The organism is Endozoicomonas sp. ALB032 (assembly GCF_049310125.1).
Taxonomy (GTDB): domain Bacteria; phylum Pseudomonadota; class Gammaproteobacteria; order Pseudomonadales; family Endozoicomonadaceae; genus Endozoicomonas_A.
Window position 1 is genome coordinate 6,910,556 of record NZ_JBLYNW010000001.1, and the last position, 20,875, is coordinate 6,931,430.

Consider the following 20,875-nt stretch of genomic DNA (forward strand, 5'->3'; position numbering starts at 1 on the left):
TCACCCGGCAAAGGAAGTCGAAACCAGCGGCACACTCCGGGTGGCAGTCGGTGAGATTGATGGAGAAACCGACGTTTGAAACTTATTTTCAAACTGGTTAATACTCTGAATAAGAATATTCAGGTCATCCTGTTGAATGCTGCCATCTCTATAACGAATACCGGTCAGGCGCGGCTGGTCAAAACTGTCTTTTCCTGATTTGGATTTCCCGGTGATATAAAACAGGTCTTCTACTTCCTTACCCTCATGTTTGAATTTGACTCCAACTTGAACAACGCCAAGACTTTCCGTTAAAGTGATGTCATTGATAGCTACATCGCCAAAATCCAACTCCAGATTGCCCTCTCCCAATACCTGTATAAGGTCTATGCCGCCCCATTGTTCGTATTGATAAACCATTGTCCCCCGGGACCGATGCCTTATATGGTCATCCCCAGCCCCCGATTCAACCCGCCCATTTAAGGCGGATGAGCCCAGCTCAAAGGTGTTATCAAGGTCATCTCCCTTTAATAAAACATCAGTCTTACTGTTCCATTTAAAATCCCTGATCTCTTTAAGAAGCACGTTCAAAGTCTGACCAGAGGTAACCTGTTGCGGATCAAGATCAAGATCGACCTTAACTGTCTGATTGTACTCGGTTGCCATTGCGGCCGCCGGGCCCTGGCATGGCGTGTAACAGTTAATGGCTTCTCCATAAGAAAAGGGTGTTAACTCGGTTATATTGTAATTTTTGCCCCCTTCGGTATCCCATACTAAACCTGTTACATTACAAGGCAAAAAGCATTCAGTCTGGTTGAGCAAAGAAGAAGAAACAGTCGGGATAGGAGAGGCACCAGTAGGCACCAGAGGCAAGCAAAGCGCAGAGCAGTTTCCCAATACCGACCATTGATCACCCAGAGGAACCTGCAGTTGCGGTGCCTGGTGATAATCAAGCAACTCGACAGAACTTTCATTGCACTGAAGTCCATTGTACGAAAACTGACGTTTATTACTGGTACTCGAATCCCTCCCACTGCCTGCAGGTGAGCCACTGGAAAAACATGGGAGGGATTCAAGCTCTTTGAACTCAGGCTCAGTGGAGTTGTTTGCCCTGGCAAGCAGATCTTCCCCCCCCGGTATCTTGGTTAATTCAGGCGCCTCCTCCTTAAGAACAGTCAATGAAGTATTAGGAAACACAAGGGGCTGAACACTTGGCTTTAATTGGGTAGGAGTCGGTGTTACCTGAGTAAACTGAGTATTTTTTGTGGGGGTAAGTCGATTTTCGACAGTAGCCGCAGGCTTTGCAGTTGCAGGTACCGGAGCGATGGTGGTCACTGAACCCGTAGCATTGGGGCTAACCTTTGGCTCCGTTAATTCAGCATCCTTCCGGAAGTTTTCCAAAGATTCCATACTTTGGTTCTCAACAAAGTCGGTATGATCCAGAGTTAAGCGCTGCTGACCCACGGTGACAGTCTTTGGCCCGCCCCCCTTGACCACCACACCCAGCTCAGGGGAATCGATTCGTTTTAACCGAGTCAACTTTCCGCTGGGTGTTTCTGCCAGCAAAGCTGCGGTTCTGGCGTTAACTCTGCCAGCCACCAAAACCACCGCGTCCAGCCAACCTCTGGCACTGTCCCCAATCTGCGTTCTGCTGCGTAAAGCCCTGGGCAAAGGAGCAAGCACTTCAGACTGGATAAGCTGGCCATTTTGATAAATCATCAAATCGTTCTGATTCTGGGACACCAGCAGGTGCGTTTTTTTGCCCGGTGGGAAAAAGTCATTGGCGTCAATCCTTCGTTCTTTCCCTTCAGACGACAATACCCTTATAACCAGATCCTTCCCCTGACTGACCAGCAGGGTCATTGCCCCCTTGTCGCTGTCCGTCAAGTCAGAAAAATCAAACAACTCAACCTCGGCAGATCCAGACACATCTCCAGACACACCAGGACTGACAAAACAGGACAGTGTCATCTGTCCCCCCGTCAGAATATTCTCAAACGTTGTTGCTGGCTCAAACTTTTGCACCATCAGGTCGGACAACTTGATGCCCGGATAGTTAAAATGGACGTTCTCAAGCCCGGTTCCATCTTCCTTGCAGGAGATAGTCACCGAGTTCCAACCGGTATCCAGCAGTCGCACAGTTCCGGTGTCACCAACGACAATGGTTTCAAGCCTGGCCCCGGTTTTAACCTGCACATCTCCCAAGGTAACCGTTAACTGTTTCACCTCCGGTGATGGGATAAATTGGCCAGAACCGGATACCTGCCAGTGGATAGACTCGAATCCGGACACTGAGCCTTTTACCTGCCCATCCACAGCAATGTGCTGTTGGTTGCCATCAACAATAAACGACGTACCGACGGAGACTTTGGGGGCAAGCACCAGCGAATCATAGCCCTCACCGCCTCCGAGATAACCCCAGCGTAAATCCGTTACCGTGAACTGATCATCACCGCCCAGCCCAAAAAAGGCACCTGTCTCCCCTGATGAGTGCCACTTGTCAGCACCCGGAGTACCCAGACGTACTATACAATCTGACGAGGACGCAGCAATGTCAGTCAATGGGCAGAACCCAGCCGTTTTCTCAAACACATTACGGGCACTAAGCTGCAGCAAGTGCTCATCACTGATGTCCTTGTTTGACCCGGAAAGCAACACCTGTCCGTAGGCCCGGGCCAACCCGCGCCAATCCATGGCCGACAGGGAACATATTGCCTTTGTCCCTCTGGTGGGCTGAACGGTTGGGCAGCTTAATGTGACCAGCGGATCATTCTCATAATTATCCCAGACAACCGGCCACAACTGGCCCAGCGTCATTCCCAGGGGAAAATGGTTCCCGCCAAAGAACAGCAGCAACTGTCCCTGGCGTTCCAGCACCCTGACCTCCTCAAGTCTTGCCTTGTTGAGGATTTGTGAGGGTTGTGGAAAATCGCGGGTGAGCGACCAAATGTCTTCCAACCGCAAAACTCTATGATCCAGCTCAATGCGCTCAACCCGATCCGAATGGTTGCTATTAAAATAATTCTGATATCGTCTCCGATCCGAAACGCTGGTCAAAGAAGTCGTTTTCAGGCTTTCGCCATCCTTGAAAAGATAAATCATCAGGTCATCATTCTCTTTACGAAAGACAACCTGACTATCTTGATTAACGTTCACCACCAACAAATCGGCGCGCCCCGGCGCCTCGACAATCTCACTGTAACCATCGCCCTGCTGAAACAACCCTTTTTTGCTGTTTTTATCCGCAACAAAGACCTGTCGTCCATCCGGTTCAGGAATCATACCCGGCAAACGTTCAATAGACTGGAGCCAGTCACGAACCGTATCCTGACCATCAAGGTAGTACCTGGCACCCAACTCCAGATAGTCAGGATAATGAGTCAGAGCCACTTCAACTGAATCACACTCAGACGACAGCTTCACCAGGTTTCCGCTGGGGGATTTGGCCAGCTGACTAATGGCCTCATCAGCCATCGGATGATCGACCACCATCAGCCCGGCAACGGTCAAGGTTGCGTTACTGGGATTCTGAGTGCTCACCGCCAGCGCTTCCCGACCCAGAAAATTCACGGGCCTGATCATCCGTTTTGGCACATCAACCCTGACGCCTTCCAAAACGTTTTTCCCATCTTTATAAATGCCCACCAGGCCCTCACGATTCACCCGCAGCGCCAAATGCAGCCACTGGCCATCCTGAAAAAAATCAGATACCCGCCCATGAAAGCTGGTTTCAGCAGCAGCGTCGGAAAGGGTCAGTTCCAGATCATCACGGCCCGTTTTATCTACCCTGATGCCATGACGACCAACGTCATCAGCAAAATAAATAATGGGAAGCAAGGCCTGATCCAGACCAGAAACCCGCAACTGCAAGGACAGTGTCATGGCTCCACCCGTCAATAAGCCCGGTATTTCCAGCCATTGACTTCTTTCAGTTAACTTCCGTGCATTTTTGAAGCCTGCACTATTTTCACCAGAGAGGGGCCCGCCATGGCTGACCAGTTGCCCTGGCTCAACGGACTGCCAGGAAATGGACCTGAGCTGTTCTGGCGGAGATGGCAAAGAGAGCCCGAAGGTTTGTGATTGACCCGGATCAAAACTGACAAAAACCCTGGCCCCTTCACCCACAGCAAGCTGGTTATGGCCGGGCCCCGGGTAGACATCCGCTGTCGCATTGCGAACCAGGAAAGTATCGTGCCCCTCTTCACCGAAGAGCTTGTAGTGGCAGCCAGAAACTCCTTCCGTCTGGTTGGGTTTCCGGCAGCCCAGTGCCATCAGGTCATCATTGCCGATGCCTGCATGAAGCACCGGATCGTCAGCCTCTGCAATCAGGATGTTGTCCAGACGGGGATCCTTTATCAACCGGTCCTGATAAAAAAGCTTTAAATCTTGCTTGGTCAGGGGAGCCGCAGACGTTTTGTTGCCTTTTTCAGTATCCTCAATGCGCAGATAAGGAAAATGCTGATGGAGTGCTTCGACAAAATGCCCGGTGTCCAGGCTGCCATCAGGACGAACCCTTCTTGGCACAGCGTCCATGGTGATGTTTACCCAGTACTGTCCCTGGTCTTGAAAGGCCAGCTGACTGAAATTCCCATTCAGTACCAGCCCAATATTCTTAGAGGTGGCCCCTTTGCCTCTGAGCATCAGCATATTGCCATTATCCGGGTCAGCAATCTCTGACCCCCTGGCTTGCCAGTCGATGAGATAAAAATCCTTGCCTTTATCGCCCATCAACCGGTCAGGACCCTGATCCGCAATCATTTTATCATCGCCAGGGCCGCCATAATGAACATCGGAACCTGGCCCACCCACGGTGGTAGTGCCCAGGCTATCGTTACGAAGGCTGGCATGGAGTATGTCATCGCCTTTGCCACCGTTCAGGGTTGCTCCCTCTGATAGATCCACCAGGCGGTCATTGCCATCAGCCCCATTGGCTAAATGTTCGGCCAACGTCAGGAAAAGGACATCGTCACCCTGGCTGCCAAACAGGTTTTCAATGTCGTATAACTGATCTTTGATGCCTCGCGATCTGGGTAAAGTCGAACTCTCCTCATAACGAAAGACGACAAAGCCTGAACGACAAGTGACCGAAACATTGGCTGACCTGCCAAGGGTGTCGTCATTTGGACAAGGCAAGCCGGCCTGTTCGACATAGTCTGACCAATCCGGGTCAAACCAGTGGGTGCCATTAAACCCGCCCTGACCGTCTGACAGTGCCTGATAATCCTGTAAAATCATAATACCCGTGGTACCGGGGGGTAATACCAGGGCCTGATAATCGACGGTATCCGTGCCATTGCCGCCAGAAACCAGGTGGGTTCCCTCAAACAGTAGAAAGCGATCGTTGCCTTCCCTGCCATGGACTTCCTGGTTGTCGCCTGCCCGGGGAGTGAAAACATTATCAAGCTCATCGCCGTAAAGAGTATCGCTACTCACACTGCCGGTGATCCGCTCAAATCCCGCGACATGAAATAGCTCCCCGGTTCCAACCCTGGCCTTGCCCGCTTCCAGATCTAACCAGACGCCCTGTCGAGTTTCAAACACCAGGGTATCGATGCCGTTACCACCATTGAGGCTGGGTTTTACCGCCTCCTGCCCGGAATCCAGAACAATAACCAGATCATCGCCTCCGCCCATATCCACAGTGTCGTCGCCACCGCCCGTGGTATATTGCTCGTTATCGTCCGATCCGGAATAATGATCGCTATTGCCAGTACCAACAATATGGTCAATTCCGGTAAACTGATCTGAAAATGATTTGTCTGGAGATTGTCTGTTATTGGCTTTCCATGTATGAAGAACTCTTCCGCTGGCCATATCCACCGAAATAGCATCCAGCGTGTAGGGAATGAAGGGCCGACCTTTCAGCCAGGTCCGGGTCGCCACCTGATACAAAAGCGTGTCGTATCCGGGACCGGCGGTAATGGTGTTACTTCCCATTCCTGTGGAGAACTGGTTATCTCCGCCCATATCAATTAAACGATTATTACCGCTGCCTCCGATAATTCTATTATTTTCATCGGGGTTTCCGGTAATCCTGTCATCACCGTCCTGAGCGACCAGGGTCGTTACATCTTGCACCTGCAAGCGCCCATCTTTTTTGTAGGTTAAATCGATGGTCACTGATGGCGAATCAATCGTTGAGAATTCGACCGACCATTGAGTAGGCTGGCATTTTTCCTTATACGTTGTCGTTACCTGCTCTGTTATTTTTCCATCTTTAGTGATCACTTTTGTTTTGTATTCAGGTGCCCACTTCAGATCAACATCAACGACGGCACTAGAAATAAACGACTCCAAACTTGAGTCCATTGATACACCCTGAACAATGCTTCCCCAGCTTATCGTTGCCTCTCCTTTTATGAAGTCACCCAGTGCTACTTTTTTTACTATCTGCTTCCCAGCTGAATCAAATGACAACTGAAAGCCGCTGTCCTTGGAAAACTTGTCTTCACGCTTTATTCTTGTCTCGCCTTTGACGGCATCGTAGACACCTGAAACTTTTAGCTTTAATACATTATTCGCAAGATCCACCACCAGGCGGACAGGTGCAAAATCCAAGCACTGGAATTTCGTCAGGGGCAACGATGTCGGTTTAACAAAATGTTCAAGTAAAATAGATTCTAAGAATGACAACACTGGAGACTTCGTTGTTGGCTGTGTACTCGGAACAACGACAGAAGTCGACAGCCGTTTGAATTTCAACGTAACAATGGGCCTCAGAGTACTGATTAGCTGATCCCTGCCTCCTCCACCCTTAATCAGATGCTGGGTGTGAGTGGTATCAGAAAAATAAATTTCATCATTGCCTTTGCCACCCTCGACAGTATGATGCCCAGCCTTCAGGAAAACCTTATTACTCCCTTCATGCAACCGCATTGTCGTGGTTCCACCATCAGCCAGTACGGTGTCATCACCCCCGTAGGTATACACTATGTTATCGCCAGCCCGGGGAATAAAGGTAGTGCTTTCATCATTCCCCTTCATGATATCGTCGTGATTTGATCCCTCAAAGATTTCGACATTGACATACACATCACCATACGACAATTGGCTTTTATCTCTGGTGAGGTCGATGGTCACTCGCTGGTTACTTTGTGCATATGAGACCCTGTCAACACCTGGGCCGCCGTCGACGTATTTCCGGCTTTTCTCTGAGGCCTTAATAGATATGGTATCCCGCCCGGCTCCGCCATAGACTTCATCAAACTCACTCCCGGTGACAATCTGGTCATCGCCAGATGATCCCTTGAAGAAATTACGGCCACTCTTACCTACCATCAGATTGTTCTGGTCATCTCCGATTATTTTGGTGCTGTAAGCACTGCCAACTACGTTTTCAATATTTTTGACCTCCCCCTGGGTTCCGATAAAATCCATAAGACCCGCGTAAAATCGAACCACCGGGTTATTAAGGTGAGTGTAACGCCTGCTATTACTCTTATCGTAAAAGGATTTAAGGTTGGCATATTCAAGCAACTGTGTATGATTAAACTCAATCAGGCGATCCTCTTTATCACTCAAAAAGTACATAGTGATTGAACGATCCTTCTTCTCCTCCTTGAGCCCCTTGGTATGTATATACAGAGCTCCCTCGTACACTTGGTTTTCTTTAATATAATCAATGCCCGCCACTCCATAAAAAACACAGCAATTTTCAAGAGTTTTATATGCTGAACTGTCTGCACAACGGGTCTTTTGATGAAGCAACTGACAACCGCCACCGGGCATTTTTTTTTCATTTACAACCCCATAAATTCGTCCTTTTGCATCAGCCTTCAGGCTGTTGTAAGAATGATGACGATGCTTATCCACATTCAGGGCAAAGATGTCTTTTTTAGACTGGGACTTATAAAGCTTTTTGTGCTCTTTAGCTTCCCAGTGCTTAACTTCCTCTCTGCGAAGAAGGGCGATAACAACATCACCCACTTTATAAACTTCTTTTGCAGGGAGTTCTTTGAAAGGTTGAATATCAGTACCAATTTCACTGAACGGCACCACATCCTCATCATCAGGGCAACCTGAACGACTTCGGGATATGTCAGTTTTACCTTTGCAGTTTTTCAGACTGGAATAACTATGAACCAGGAAGGTCGTGGGGTCACCCGCATAATTGATAAAGTTAATACCTGAATCGTGAACCCGCAGGCTATCTTTACCTTTCTTCTGCAAACCATACAGGTCCTTCAAGATACCGAAGTCATTGCCCTCCTGCTTTTTCCGCTCTAACAGTTCAACCAACCGGTTGGTGAACGTTTGTTTTGAGAGATCTACCTCAAACAGATAGGGGAAACCATCCTGCCCCGTTTTCAGCGCTTCCTGATTAAACTTGGCAACCACACCAGAAGAACTAAAGGTCGCTTTTTCATAGCAGAAGACGCAGTGATATTGGAGCTTTGAGAAATCATCAATCTTCCGTACCCCCAAATCAGTTTTCAGGCACTGTACCTGGTACATGCCCTTAAAATGGGTCTCAAACACAGGGCTGGGCAAGACCAGAGTGTCCTTACCGGCCTCACCGTCAATAACAGCAAACCCGGTACCGGGGCTTATTTCATCGTTACCTTTCCCTCCCTCCTGAACTACTTTACCGAGAGTATGCACGAGCCTGTCATCACCGGCACCCCCACTCTGAAACACTCCCCCCACCAGCAGGTCATTACCAGCGCCACCGAAGGCTTTCCCCTGGTGCATCTCGAGGAAAATCTTATCTTCGCCCCCCAGTCCATGAACTTCTTTATCGCCTTTTGCCACCACATAGTCGTCTTTATCCGTGGTGCGCGCCAACAGCTTTTTGGACAGTGCATCCATATCCCAGATTTTGATGCCTTTTTCACCGCTGCTCTCTAGATCCCTGACGACCTGGTGTCGTAAAGTTCGCAAATCCACTTCATAGGTTTTAAAGCGATCTTTAAGATGCTGATCTGCCGTTTCCCTCCAGGCAAATCGGCTATAGCCTTCCTCTGCTGCGTCCCCGGCCAACTTATCGATAAAGTCTGTAAACGCCTTACTCGTCATCAGGGCATCAAAGTCCTGACGGGCATTGGTGGGCGGGATAAAAAGACCGATGATGGTCTGAACCAGTCCAAGCAGGGTGGAAATGATATCCAGTAAAAAACCAACCGGTGCCAGAATCACCGAGGCTTCCATAACAGTACTGACCGCATCCAAAGCAAGACCAATGCAGTCCAGTGCAGCATTCACTGCATAAAATGCCACCTGGGCACTATTGCCTGCCTCACTGGCATCCTTCGCAGCCATGACACTGGAAGCCAGGGCGGCCGCACCTGCCGCCACGGCAACAAAGCCTCCCACCATGGGAACAAATCTGGCCAAACGGGATGTGGTTTTCGCCGATAATTTGATGGCGCTTTTCCCTACCAGCCTTGGCGCATTTTCAATGGCCGCACCGGCAAGACCCAGCCCTTCATCGGCAAAGCCGGCAGCTTTGGACAGTGCCGAGTGCGCTGTTCTGGACAAAGCGTAAATGCTGCCAGTGTATCCCAGTGCCACCCCGGCAATCCCCGTGGCATAGGTTTCTGGTGACAGATAGTCCCGATATTTATTCAAGTTGTACAGCGACACCGAGCTTTGGGCCAGGCCGGTTATCCCCATACCCACACCGAACGCCATCTGACCCTTGCCAAACCAGGGCTTGGCGGACAGTTTTGCCTGAACGTTCTGAAATTTTTTCAGGGTCAGGGATTGGTCAACCTTGTGTTTCCTGAGCCAGCGGTCAATCATGTTTTCCCGCAAAGCTCCAGCCTGTTTCAGGGCATCACTGCTTTCATGGCTGCCTTTTTGATCCACCATGGACTCAACAATGGCCTTGAATTCGTCGCTTCCCCTGATAGCCTCCCTCAAGTCGCTGATGTCTTCCGCAAAAACTTCCTTGCTGGCAAAACCTTCCTTGCTGTATATCTCCAGAACACTGTCTATAGCCGCGTCCACAGAACTGGCTTTACCCGTCGACAACAACTCCACCAGCTTCGTCATCACCTTCTGCTGGAGTTTGCTATCATCCGCAGGGCTGACTCCCGAAACGGCAGCAAATCTCTGGTTGGCAAAGAGATTAATGGTTTTCAGCAGCTCTGCCGCCTTACCCTCAGTACCCGATGCCATCAGTTGCTGTTTTAGCGCCTCCAACTCCCTGCTGGTCAGGGCTTTATCCAGCTCATCATCCACCTGATCGAGGGTTTGGATGGCAGAGCGACCACAGCTCTCACCCGTAGCCCTGCGACAAATAACCTTGGCTATATCCGGCTCCGGCTTGGGCAGGTTCAGTGTTCTGCTAAAAGCATTAAGCCGTTTGCGAAAAGGCTCCTGGCCGATATTCCAGTCGCTCTCATCGCCGGACATGGTTTGCAGTAATTTAACGCTGTTTGAAATTCTCTGATTCAGTAATTCAACGCTGTTCGAAATTTTCTGTTTCAGTAACCGCGCACTGTCTGCACTGTCACTACTGCCAAATGCGTCCAATTCTCTTACTAACCCGGCGGCTGTTTCCAGACGATCCAGTTTGGCCGCCACGTCCAGGCGGGCTGGCATTACCCTGACCCTGCCCGGGTCGTTGATCGCGAGACCTTCAGGATTATTTCGAACCCCGAGAGCTACCAGGTCGCTGCCGGTGTGTTCTCCGCCAATCGCTTTGTCCAGCACCTTAAACAGCGTTAAGGCTCCTACTGCCACCAGCCCCTGCGTCTTTGTGGTGCCAATAACCATCCGGTTTTGCCGGGTATCCACCCAGGAGGCATCCAGAGTCAGCGTCGGATTTAACTCCACTTCAACCCGGGTGCCCCGGAAATCCAACGACAAAATCTCTACATTAGTCAGCCTGCTTAAAGCGTCCACCCGCCGGCACTGAACGTCTTCAAGGCGTTCATCCGCTGCCAACTGTCCGGCAATATCACTGAGCTCAAGTTTCAGCAGCTCACGAGCAAGTTCAGAACGCGCCTGCCATTGGTTACGATCAGCAACAATGTCTGTTTTTTGCTCATCACTGACCCGATCAATCAATGCCTGCCCAAGTCGATTCCGATCATTGGGAGCAAGCGCACCGACTCGTCTGGCAATGTCTTCAGACAGGGACTGCGGGGGTTCGGCAACATCGCTGAAAACCGTTTCCAGATTCTTAATAAAGGCCAGGGTTTCCAAATCTGAGCCACCAATGCCCGACTGCCGGGTTAATTGCAATATCCCATCCACTTCCCCTGACTCAAGGTTTTGCCAGGCGGCCACTCGCTCGATATCGACACTCACCATGCCAAACACCTGGTCACCACTTTTTACCAGTGGCTGGCGTTGCTCTTCGTTAATGGCTACCGGGTCAATGACAGAGTCGCTGGTTCGCGGGCTTAGCGACATGGGCACAACAGGTAACTGGAACGCCTCTCCTTTTGACACCCTGAGGGACAGAGTTTCCGCAAAAACGCTGTACACGGTTTTATCAAACAGATGACCCTTTAGAGCATTTTTATCAATATTGGCAAAATCAGTAATGCGACGCGCAGCCGCCTTAATAGTGGCGGTGAAAGAGTCAAGCCGGTTTTTATTCACTGCCTCGTTCAGTTCTTTTGCCGCATTTTGCGGTAACTCACCGGCTACTGCGTCACTGACACCCGTCAGGGGCAAGAACCCTGCAGAAAAATCAGGCGTCATCTGTCTGGCAATTTTCGTAATGCTTTGAAAAAGGAAGTTGGTAAACAGGGACTTAATATGAGACCGGTATTGGCTATCAACAGTCGTGTATTTCAGCACCAGCTTCTCTGCTTCTGAACGACACTTGGCAAGAAACCGTTGCTCACTTTCACTGGACATCAGGCGATCCAGGCCGGACAGCGGGCTTCCCCAGGTCTGTAAGTTGACGAACTCCCGCTGCTTGCCCGGTGAGCCATCAGGGGACGTTGGTTCAACATTGACAAAATCAGATACGGAAGTCTTAATTTTTTCAATCAGCTCATTGTTCACCACTTTGAAAGGCGGCAGTTCGCCTGAAGCCCGTTCCGCCAGTACTTGATTAACACGCTCAAGGTTTTGAACCAGGTAGCGACCGTTCGCCTGGTCATCACGCAGCGCTTCGGTTAACACCCGGCTGATTGTTTCCTCATCCAGACCAGAAACGGCCTTAAACGACTCAGGATCACTGATTTCCAACCGCAGGGAGTCCACAGCATCCATCACCAGCCGCGCATAAGGCTTGCCACTCTTACCCGGAGGCATTTCAGCAACAACAACCTGTCGTTTGAATTGGTCATAAGCCCCCTGTTCATTAATGGTCAGGCGCAGTCCCTGGGCTACCTCAATGGATCGAACGACGAGTTGCTCATCTCCCTTAGCGATGGCGTCCGAGGTTTTTGGCTCAATGGCGGGTAGGCCCAGACTCTCCCTGATGCGGTTTTCATACTCAAGCTCCCCGCCGGCAGGCAACACCTCCGGAAACATACTGGCCAGTCTGGGAAACAGCTGGGTGCTATCACTGACTTCAGCTCCGGGCCTCATGGTTGACGGGTCTATTTTTATTGTCACAAACCCGTTTTGTCCCTGGTAACGCTCAAGGCGTAGATTCTGGTCGCTGGTGCTGTCCAGCGTCATCAGAACCCTGGCCTGATCGGGAATAACGCGGGAAACTTTACCTCCGGCTGCCTGGGAAATCTGCGGGAGGTCACTCAAAGAAACAGGCCGGGCCAGATCAGTGACCAGTGGGGTTAAGCGTTTTTTTAATGCCTTTCCTTCATCGGTACTTTTGAAAAAAAGCGCCAGCGAATGACGCATTTTTTTTAATACCCGAAGGCCATCAGCTTCCTGGTCAGCCGATCCTGGGGGAAGGTGAAAGAGAATGAACCTCAGTTCCGGATCAGAAGCAGTGAATAACCGGCCTGCCTCCGGCTCCCCTGTTGAGGGATTCAGTTTGCTGTCTATTGCTACAGCGTCCTGAATGTGACTGACGGTGGTTGTCTCACCGAAAGGCACGATCCGCACATTCTTTGGCACACTACTTACATCCGGTTGCTCGCCATCACTTTTAGCATTTTGTAGAAGAACCCCGTACTGACCACTGTCTTTCATCCTGACCAGCCAGAAACGCTGGTTCTCTCCCGAATTGACGACTTCCGTTGTCTTTATATTTTGGAGGTTTTGCAATAAGGGGCTGAGCTGAGACCGTACCAAGGCGGCTTTATCAAGGTTCAAAACCAGGCGGTCAGTGCCTGAATCAGCATCCGTCCTGACCAGCCTGAACTCAGCATTGGCATTGTCAATCAGCAGCTTAAACCCTAGCCGCTCGTAAGCGGCGGGTTCACTCCTGAAAACAGGCTGTATCTGTTTACCGTCATAATGACTGATGGCGAATTCAAGAGGTTGCCTGCCGCTGTATTCAAACTCGGAAGGATCGAGAACCAGCACTGACTGGCCGGACGATGGAAATTCAACCCGCGCCAGGCCATCATTTCCTCTGACCTGCCTTAGCACTGAGTTCAATGCGCCTGTCATGGCTATAAGCGTTTTTTCCTGGCCTGAAACCCCGTAGTCTTTCATTCGGGTCAGATGCTCAGGACCTATGGCTTTTAACAAGGCGTCTACTTTTTCCCGGTCGCCATTAACCGGGTGATTCAGGGCTTCATAAGTACTGGTAACCGCAAAAATAAAGCGGGCACGCTCCTGTTCCGGCATCTCACCAAAGTATTGAAAGGCCTGGGCAAACACCTGCCTGAGCTCTGCTGACGGTAAACGGTTAAAGACATCCCTGAAATCAGCAACCGTGCCGGGGCGAATTTGCCAGTCGTGTTCCTGACCGACCAGCATCTTGTGATAAAGGCTGTCTGCCGTTGACCTCAATACCGGCAACGGGTCATAAAGAGCGGTTAAGCCAACGGTATCGCCGAGCTTATCCAGAAATCGGTTATTTTGATTCCAGATAGTATTAACCAGAACTCTTCTGGGGTCAGTGGTGGCTTGTTCTGACGGTTGCCCGTCAGTGTAACTGGCGGCCAGGGCTAGCGGGTAAAGGGTTTTAACGAGGCCAGGAAGGTTCTCTCCCTGGGCTCGGAGGGTTCCCAACTGCACTCGCACTGGCCGGGCCGGGTCATCCCGGTCATACATAAGTACCCTGCTCTCAACCGGCGACCACTCTGGCATCAATTCAATGCGGATACCCCTGCCAACATTCAAACCAAGGTTTTCCCCGGCTTTTATGCCCAATGCCTCCAGTTTTTCCGCTATCCCCCTTTCTGAAAACTGGCGGACAATCTCGTCAATATCCAACTGCAACTGATGCTTGATCAGGCTTCCAGATAACAGTGCCTGCCTGTAACGGTTTTTATCAATCACCAGAATCGTTTTGGGCAGGAGAGCTTCCCTTGTTATTTTGATCTCATTAAGGTCAGGGCCATCATAGGTTACCCGGTAGTTGCTCTTGTCCCTGTCATAGGCAAGGTCGTCCCTTACACCCACCGTCAGGGTTTTCAGACCGTTCTGATCTTTCCGCTCAAAATCCCTCATGGACCTCTGGGCATCAAATTCCAGCCCGATGGTCTTCCCGTCAGCAGTATCAAACCCGGCAGGAGGCGTTTTAGAAAGCGCGTGGAGTTGCGCCAGCCTGATAACCTGTTCACCGGTATCTTGCTGACCATAAAGCAGATCGGAGTGTAACTCACGGGCCCGGCGCTTGATCAGCTCAGCCAGCAAATCTTGCCTGCTGGCATCACCGATAAAGCCAGGGTCTTGTTTCCGGCTCAGGTCAATGAAAATGTCTTCCACTTGCTGGATGCGCTCATCCGTCAGGCCGACAACTTTGTCCCGCAGAATTTCATGAAAAAAATCGGCCTGATTAATCCCGTTGTAATTCACCGCTGTGTCCGCCAGGCCTAAAATAAAGTCCCGGGTTGCCTCGGGCTTAGTACCCAGGGCATCGGGATTCATCATCAGTGCCAGCCAGCCGGCCATGCCGGAACTTTCCGGTGATTGCCGGATCAGTGAGAGTATCTGCGATTGAGTATGCCTGATTTCTATTTTAACGTGATGTTGACCATCAGCCGTCTTCACAATCGGTAGTCTGGAGCCTGGGTTAAGCGTTCCGATATTGATCAGCTCACTTGTGCCTTTCCCGATAGGAAAAACACGGCGGCTACTTAAAATATCCGAAGAGGGAATCGGAACCCGAAAAGCGCCATATTTCTTTCTTATCACAATGGCTTCCAAAACGCTTTCGAGCCGCTCCTGTAGCATGGTTTTTTTCAGATCTGGAAAGGTTATTTCCTCGGAAAATCCCGACACAATATCCTGATGTATCTTATCCGTCAGGTTTTCAATAGTCTCCCGGGAAAAATAACGATCCAGTGTGTCGACTTCCTTTTTACTTAGAATGGAGGTAATTGCCTCGACTTCCCCAAACCTGAACAGCAAATTCACTCTCGTTTTTTTTGTTTCCTTAGGATCAGGCGCTCCATGGACGATACGTCCTTCGAAGAACAAATGGACAAGGAAAGACCTTATATTCTCGGTGACCTGACCCGTATCAATGCGTTTTGCGTATTCATGAGCCAGGACCTGGGCATTCAGGAAATCGGGGAGCACTGATTTTAGGCCGTCTGGATAAATAAGATCGGCCATCATGGTAAACGGGTCACCAATGGCTCGATAATTGGCATTTAATGTTCCCTGGTCTCTGACAGTCCACTGTTCCCGTTGTTCGTTACGAGTGAACCTTATGTTTTCAAGTGGGGTATCGCCAGAAAAATAAGGATTAGGACGAAGCTTGTAATCTGCGGCCTCATCACCTAATGACTCCAGGCTTTTATTAAACCGGTCAACAAATCCCTGCACCGACTCCGCTCCGTCCTGGGGAATCGCCTTGAAGCTTTTTTTCAGCTTTGCCATAACCCGGTAGTAGGTTTTCTCATTATACTGATCAAGGGTCAGAGGCGCGGTGACGACCTCAATGATCGCTCCACCAAGATGGGTATCCGTTGAAATATTGAGAAGAGGGTAGCCCCAAGAACCTAATTTCGAATAGGCGAGGCTCCTTCGTTTGTCTGCGTCCAGGAGGGAACCATCTTGTTCATTAAGGACGTGTATATTGAGATACTCTCGCTCAAAGCCAATCCGGTTGGGTTGGTTATCCCTGGCAACAGGAGCAATAACGGCCTTGGCTTTTAGTTCTCCATACACCTGCGCGAAAGATTTAGGAATATCGTCAAAATAAAGGTAATAATTCCGGAGTATTTCGTTTCTGATATCAATGGGGCTCAGGTTTTCACGGCTATTGAGTACCTCTTTGGCAACTTCTTCCAGGCCTCTGCTGCCTATACCTTTACCGGCGACAGGGGCAGTCGCGGCCATTATTTCCATAGCGACTTTGGGGAAGTTGTAGCTATAGTTCAATTGACCAAATGCTTTACCCAGCGTTGGGTCGACCAGCAAGCGGGTAATTGAACCAGATACGCCCGGCTTGTTGCCTTGTCCAGCCTTAGGGTCGAAGGGTAATACTCGTCTTTTCCTTTCCCCGGACTGCAACTTGGCAAGGCTTTCCGGAGTCTCAAGAACCAGTATTAACTTGAGTTCTTCTGGAAAACGTATCTCAGGCAGACCGGGATCCAGGTCACTTAACTTTTCAGGATGAGCCAGCCTCCCTGTCAAGTTTTGAAGGTATTGATTGAAACGTTTGCCGATCTCATTATTGCTTAAATAATAAATCAGCTTGTCTGTGAACCGGTCAACAAAATCATCATACTTATCACTGTCTGTAAATTCAGGTGAATTGGCCAGTATGCCAATCGTGCCGCCACTTTCCTCAATGACAGCCAGGTAAGATATTTTTTCTGAATCACTTCTTGAATCAAAATCACTGGCGGCTTCAGCTGCTTTTAAAAGAGCATCGGGGGTTTGCCCGGAATCGAACAGGACAACATCGCTGGCGTCTCCAGTATTAATCCTGACACCAAATGAATGGAGCCCGTCGGGCTGTTTTAAGTAAACCCATCGGTCATCCTGTTTTAGCGCAACGGATGTCCTGTCATTGCCATCAATAGTAAAAATCTTATTACCGGTTAGCTCGATTTGATCAGGAAGCCGATCAAATCGTTCATAATTTGCCAGGATAAAATTCTGGATCGCTGATATTTTTTTCGGATCATTCGGATCATCCACCTTAATTATTTTTCTCGCTCCCCCATCATCTGCCCAGGAGCTGACCCTGAACCCGTCAGCCTCTTTTACGACAATGATATTCAGCTCTGAGCGCAGCAGATAGAAGGGTATTTTTTTCCGCAATACCCGTTCAACCAGATCGGTCTTAACCGGCACATCGACAAATTCATTGTCTTTATAAACCCGTCCAGAGGGCAGTCTGCTTTTTAACTCAGCATTCAGGCTGCCATAACGAGCCTTCATGGTGATACCGTCGATCAAACCCTGTCCCAGCGGCTGGCCGGTTGATGGCGGCGTTAGGTCAGTCATTACCCGAATATCGGTAACCCTTTCCTCCTTTTGCAAGTCCCTCAAAACCGGCAGCACACCATTCCAGAAATAATTGTCGTACCTCAGCCCACCCTCTGCAAAAACATAAACTCTACCTTGAACACCCGCAGCATAAAAAGAGCTCGTAATGGCAGTATTTCTGTTAAATAACTTATAAAGCATATCTTTAGTTTTTTCTGGGTACGCCCCCCTGCTTAATTTCCAAAATTCGGAACCCATTGAATGTAGCCAGGCCAAACCATTCAAATCCAAATCAATAACGACTTTCTGATTTGTGTGCCTTTCGACCATTTTTTTATAATCAGGCAAATGATCGCGGCGTTTTCCATACCAAAATGCTGCGTTGCTTTGGTCGCCTGCATCGAAACGTAATCCCAAACGTTCCATATCGGAAATCAATACCCCTCTTTTTGGCAAACTGCCTTCCAGCAAGGAGTCCACAAACAGTGATGCCAACCTGTTAGCCTCAGCCTCGTTTGCTAAAGCGGGAGGGAGCATAAAATTATCCAGAATTTTTGCAGAAATCGAGCCGATCAGCGTTTCCCTTATATTGGCCGTAATCGCTTTTTTAATCGCCTGTTGATCGTACCCCGGCAAAACGGCTGGAAGAGACTCGCCATTATCTGCCTGCACACGTCGCTGAACGTCTTCAATGAATTTCAGTTTTTCCATGACCCAAGGAGAAATATCTGCGGATTCCGGGGTATCAGGAAGGAGGCGGTCAGGCCTTTCACTTCGAACCAGGTCAACACTCTGGCCGGAAACGGTCTCCAGTTTCAGTATCGGGTCAGCATCCGCCAGCTGGATGGCTTTTGCGTATTCCTTTTCCCATTGAAATATCAGGCCTGTTTCTTTCTCTACCAGAATATCCTTAATCTCAACAGAGCCGACCGGTATCGAGATGGGACGCCCTAAGCCGCCATCGCGCTTTTTCTGTTCTATCTGGCGATGAGTAGCAACCACCGAGTCCGCACCGACTACCCGGCGTCCCTTGATGAGTGAGTCACTCTCATTGATGATCTGGTAAATTTCACCGTTGAAAGCCCCATAGCGGTAAAGCTGGAACCGGGCAGATTCATCCTTTCCAACCATGTCCGGCGATACATCAATAACCCGCCGTTCTATCGGTTGGTCAGAGAGCAGAACCCGCATTGAACAGGAAGCTCCCACCACTCTTTTGCAGGTTTTGGAAAGGATGATGCCAACAGAATCTTTACCATCGTCTGCACGGATGATTTTCGTGCCGGAACGCTGGTAGTCCTCACCGTTGACTAGAAAAAAATCCTTCCTCGAATCACTGCGAACAATCGCCCGGGATCGTGTTCTGACCACAGGCTCAAAGTCTGTTTCCGAGGGGTCAAGGATGGTATGGGGATTTCCTGACTTGTCAGCGACAAGGTCTCCCAGACCGTCCGCTTTTACCAGGTCCCCTTTGCGCTCGCCCTTCGCTGCCAACTCAGCCATTTTAGCCATACGTTGCCGGGCAGGCTGATCCAGCTGAGTCTTGGACAGTTCCTGCCAGAGTTCCTTACCGAGAGCGACACTGAAATTCTGCTTATCCCAGGCGGCCGTCCCATCGTAGTGAACCAGCAAAAACCTGGCCCACTCAGTGATGGCGCTGTCCCCGGGATGTTGTCTGATGTATTCAAGAATCTGACCGACTGCTTTACTGGCACTGGTAGAGGGATATTCTCGCAAAAGCCAGTTCAGGGCAGCCTTAAAGCCGGTATTGTCACCATTGAGCATTTTCAGGTCATGGGGTGCTTCAGCCACCAGGGTTTGGTATAAGCGGTTATCCTGTTCATCGGGCAAGGCCGTTGGCTTCAAATCACTGAATAAGCCAATCCGTGACCCCAGCTCATCAAAATCGCGCGGTTCCTCACCCCAAACCTCCTGAATCAGGCTCTGAGGTCCCTCATAGGAAGGCTTCCGCTCAGGCGGGGTTCTATTCTCAGGTCTGGGGTTTTCAGTAGAGGAGCGAACGAATAAACCAATTTGGTCCTTGTAACGAGCCATCAATCGGTTGATGTCTTCATGCTCCACATTGGCAGCCTCACCAACCACTCGAAAACCATCCTGTTGCAATTGTTTTCTGAGTTTTTCAGCGTGTGTACCCAGATTTTCGTTATCTGAAAACAACATCAATGGCAGCTTGGTGGACACCTTGCGCAGGTTTTCTCTGATATTAAACCGTTTTGCCAGCCTGTTGATCATACGGCCAGAACCGGGAACAACACCCAGGCCATGAGCCACGACAGCCGCCCCAAGACTGGCCATGGGACGATCAAGAATAAACCCCGCTGGCAACTGTTGCCGGACCGCAGCCGTCCTGGCCAGATGCGCTCCGACAGCCGCTCCCATGGAATAGCCGTGAATCACAATACGACTGGGGTCTATATTTCGATCCTTAATCAGGTACGACAGCATGGTCCAGGCATCGTCCGTCAGCCCTTTCATACTGGGGGAGCCATCACTCTTGCCAAACCCCCGTCCGTTGACCGCCAGAAGATCCATACCCTGATTACGGTAATGCATCCAGGTGGTTTTGACCTGGGTTTCACAGGATAAATGAGTTCCATGGAGAAACAGCACGACCTTTTTATCCGCTGCCGGGCCACCATTGCCATGATGAAAATACCCCTTAAGCCTGCCACCGGTCCCGTCCAGTGTGATCTTTTCCGAGTTGCCTTTTCTAACGGCTTCTTCAAGAAGTAATTTCGTGGACAGATCAATGTCACGACGGTCATCCGTTGAACCATAAATCTGATCGTTCAGGACTCTGCCAATCGGGCTGGCCGGTGGTTGATCTACCGGAGGAATTTGATCATTGGTCAACACCACCGACTGATAATCAGACGACAGTTTAGATTTTTCCCCCACAGAATGAATGGCCTTCATGGGGTCGCCCTGACTCTGGAAAGGTAGCGTCGCGAGTTTTGAACTATGAGTGGCGGCCAACCCGAACAAGCGGCTGACGGTGCTGCCAAATACCTTTTTTTCAGTTAACTGCTTTCTGTCTGCCATCCCCAGTCGCACGATCACCGGAGGCTCCCCTGGGCGGTCAGCAGCCGGGGCAATAATCTGGCTTTGCTCCAGCTTCAGATCCGGGCGCAGAACGATCTCAATGTTCCGACCAGTGGTTAAGTCAATCCTGTGCTCATGGGCCAGATACTGGGCCAGGCGACGTTTTCCACCCAGCTCCCCGGGACCATTCAATTTAATCAGGGCGCTGATATCGTCCTGTAACGAACCGGACCACCCCGGGGAAATAGCCTTTTCTTTATAAATACCCGAATCCCAGGTAATCCGCGTTTTCGGGAATACCATGGCATCGTCAGCACTGCCCGTAACAAGGACGCTGGAGGGGGTGCCCTGTGATGGCTCAATGAGGTAGCCACCTCCGGGCTTGATGCCAAACCGGTCAAGG

Annotated in this window: 1 protein-coding gene (only partly in view); it reads right to left on the minus strand. The window is 50.1% G+C overall.

The genetic code is table 11. The annotated features are described in order from the left end of the window. Nucleotides 1-20,875, minus strand: the 3' portion of a protein-coding gene (locus tag ACO6VG_RS25150) for an anthrax toxin-like adenylyl cyclase domain-containing protein (protein ID WP_422476173.1). It continues 9,017 nt past the right edge of the window; 20,875 of the gene's 29,892 nt are visible here — the last part of the coding sequence; its start codon lies beyond the right edge, outside the window — the gene reads right to left on this strand; its stop codon occupies nt 1-3.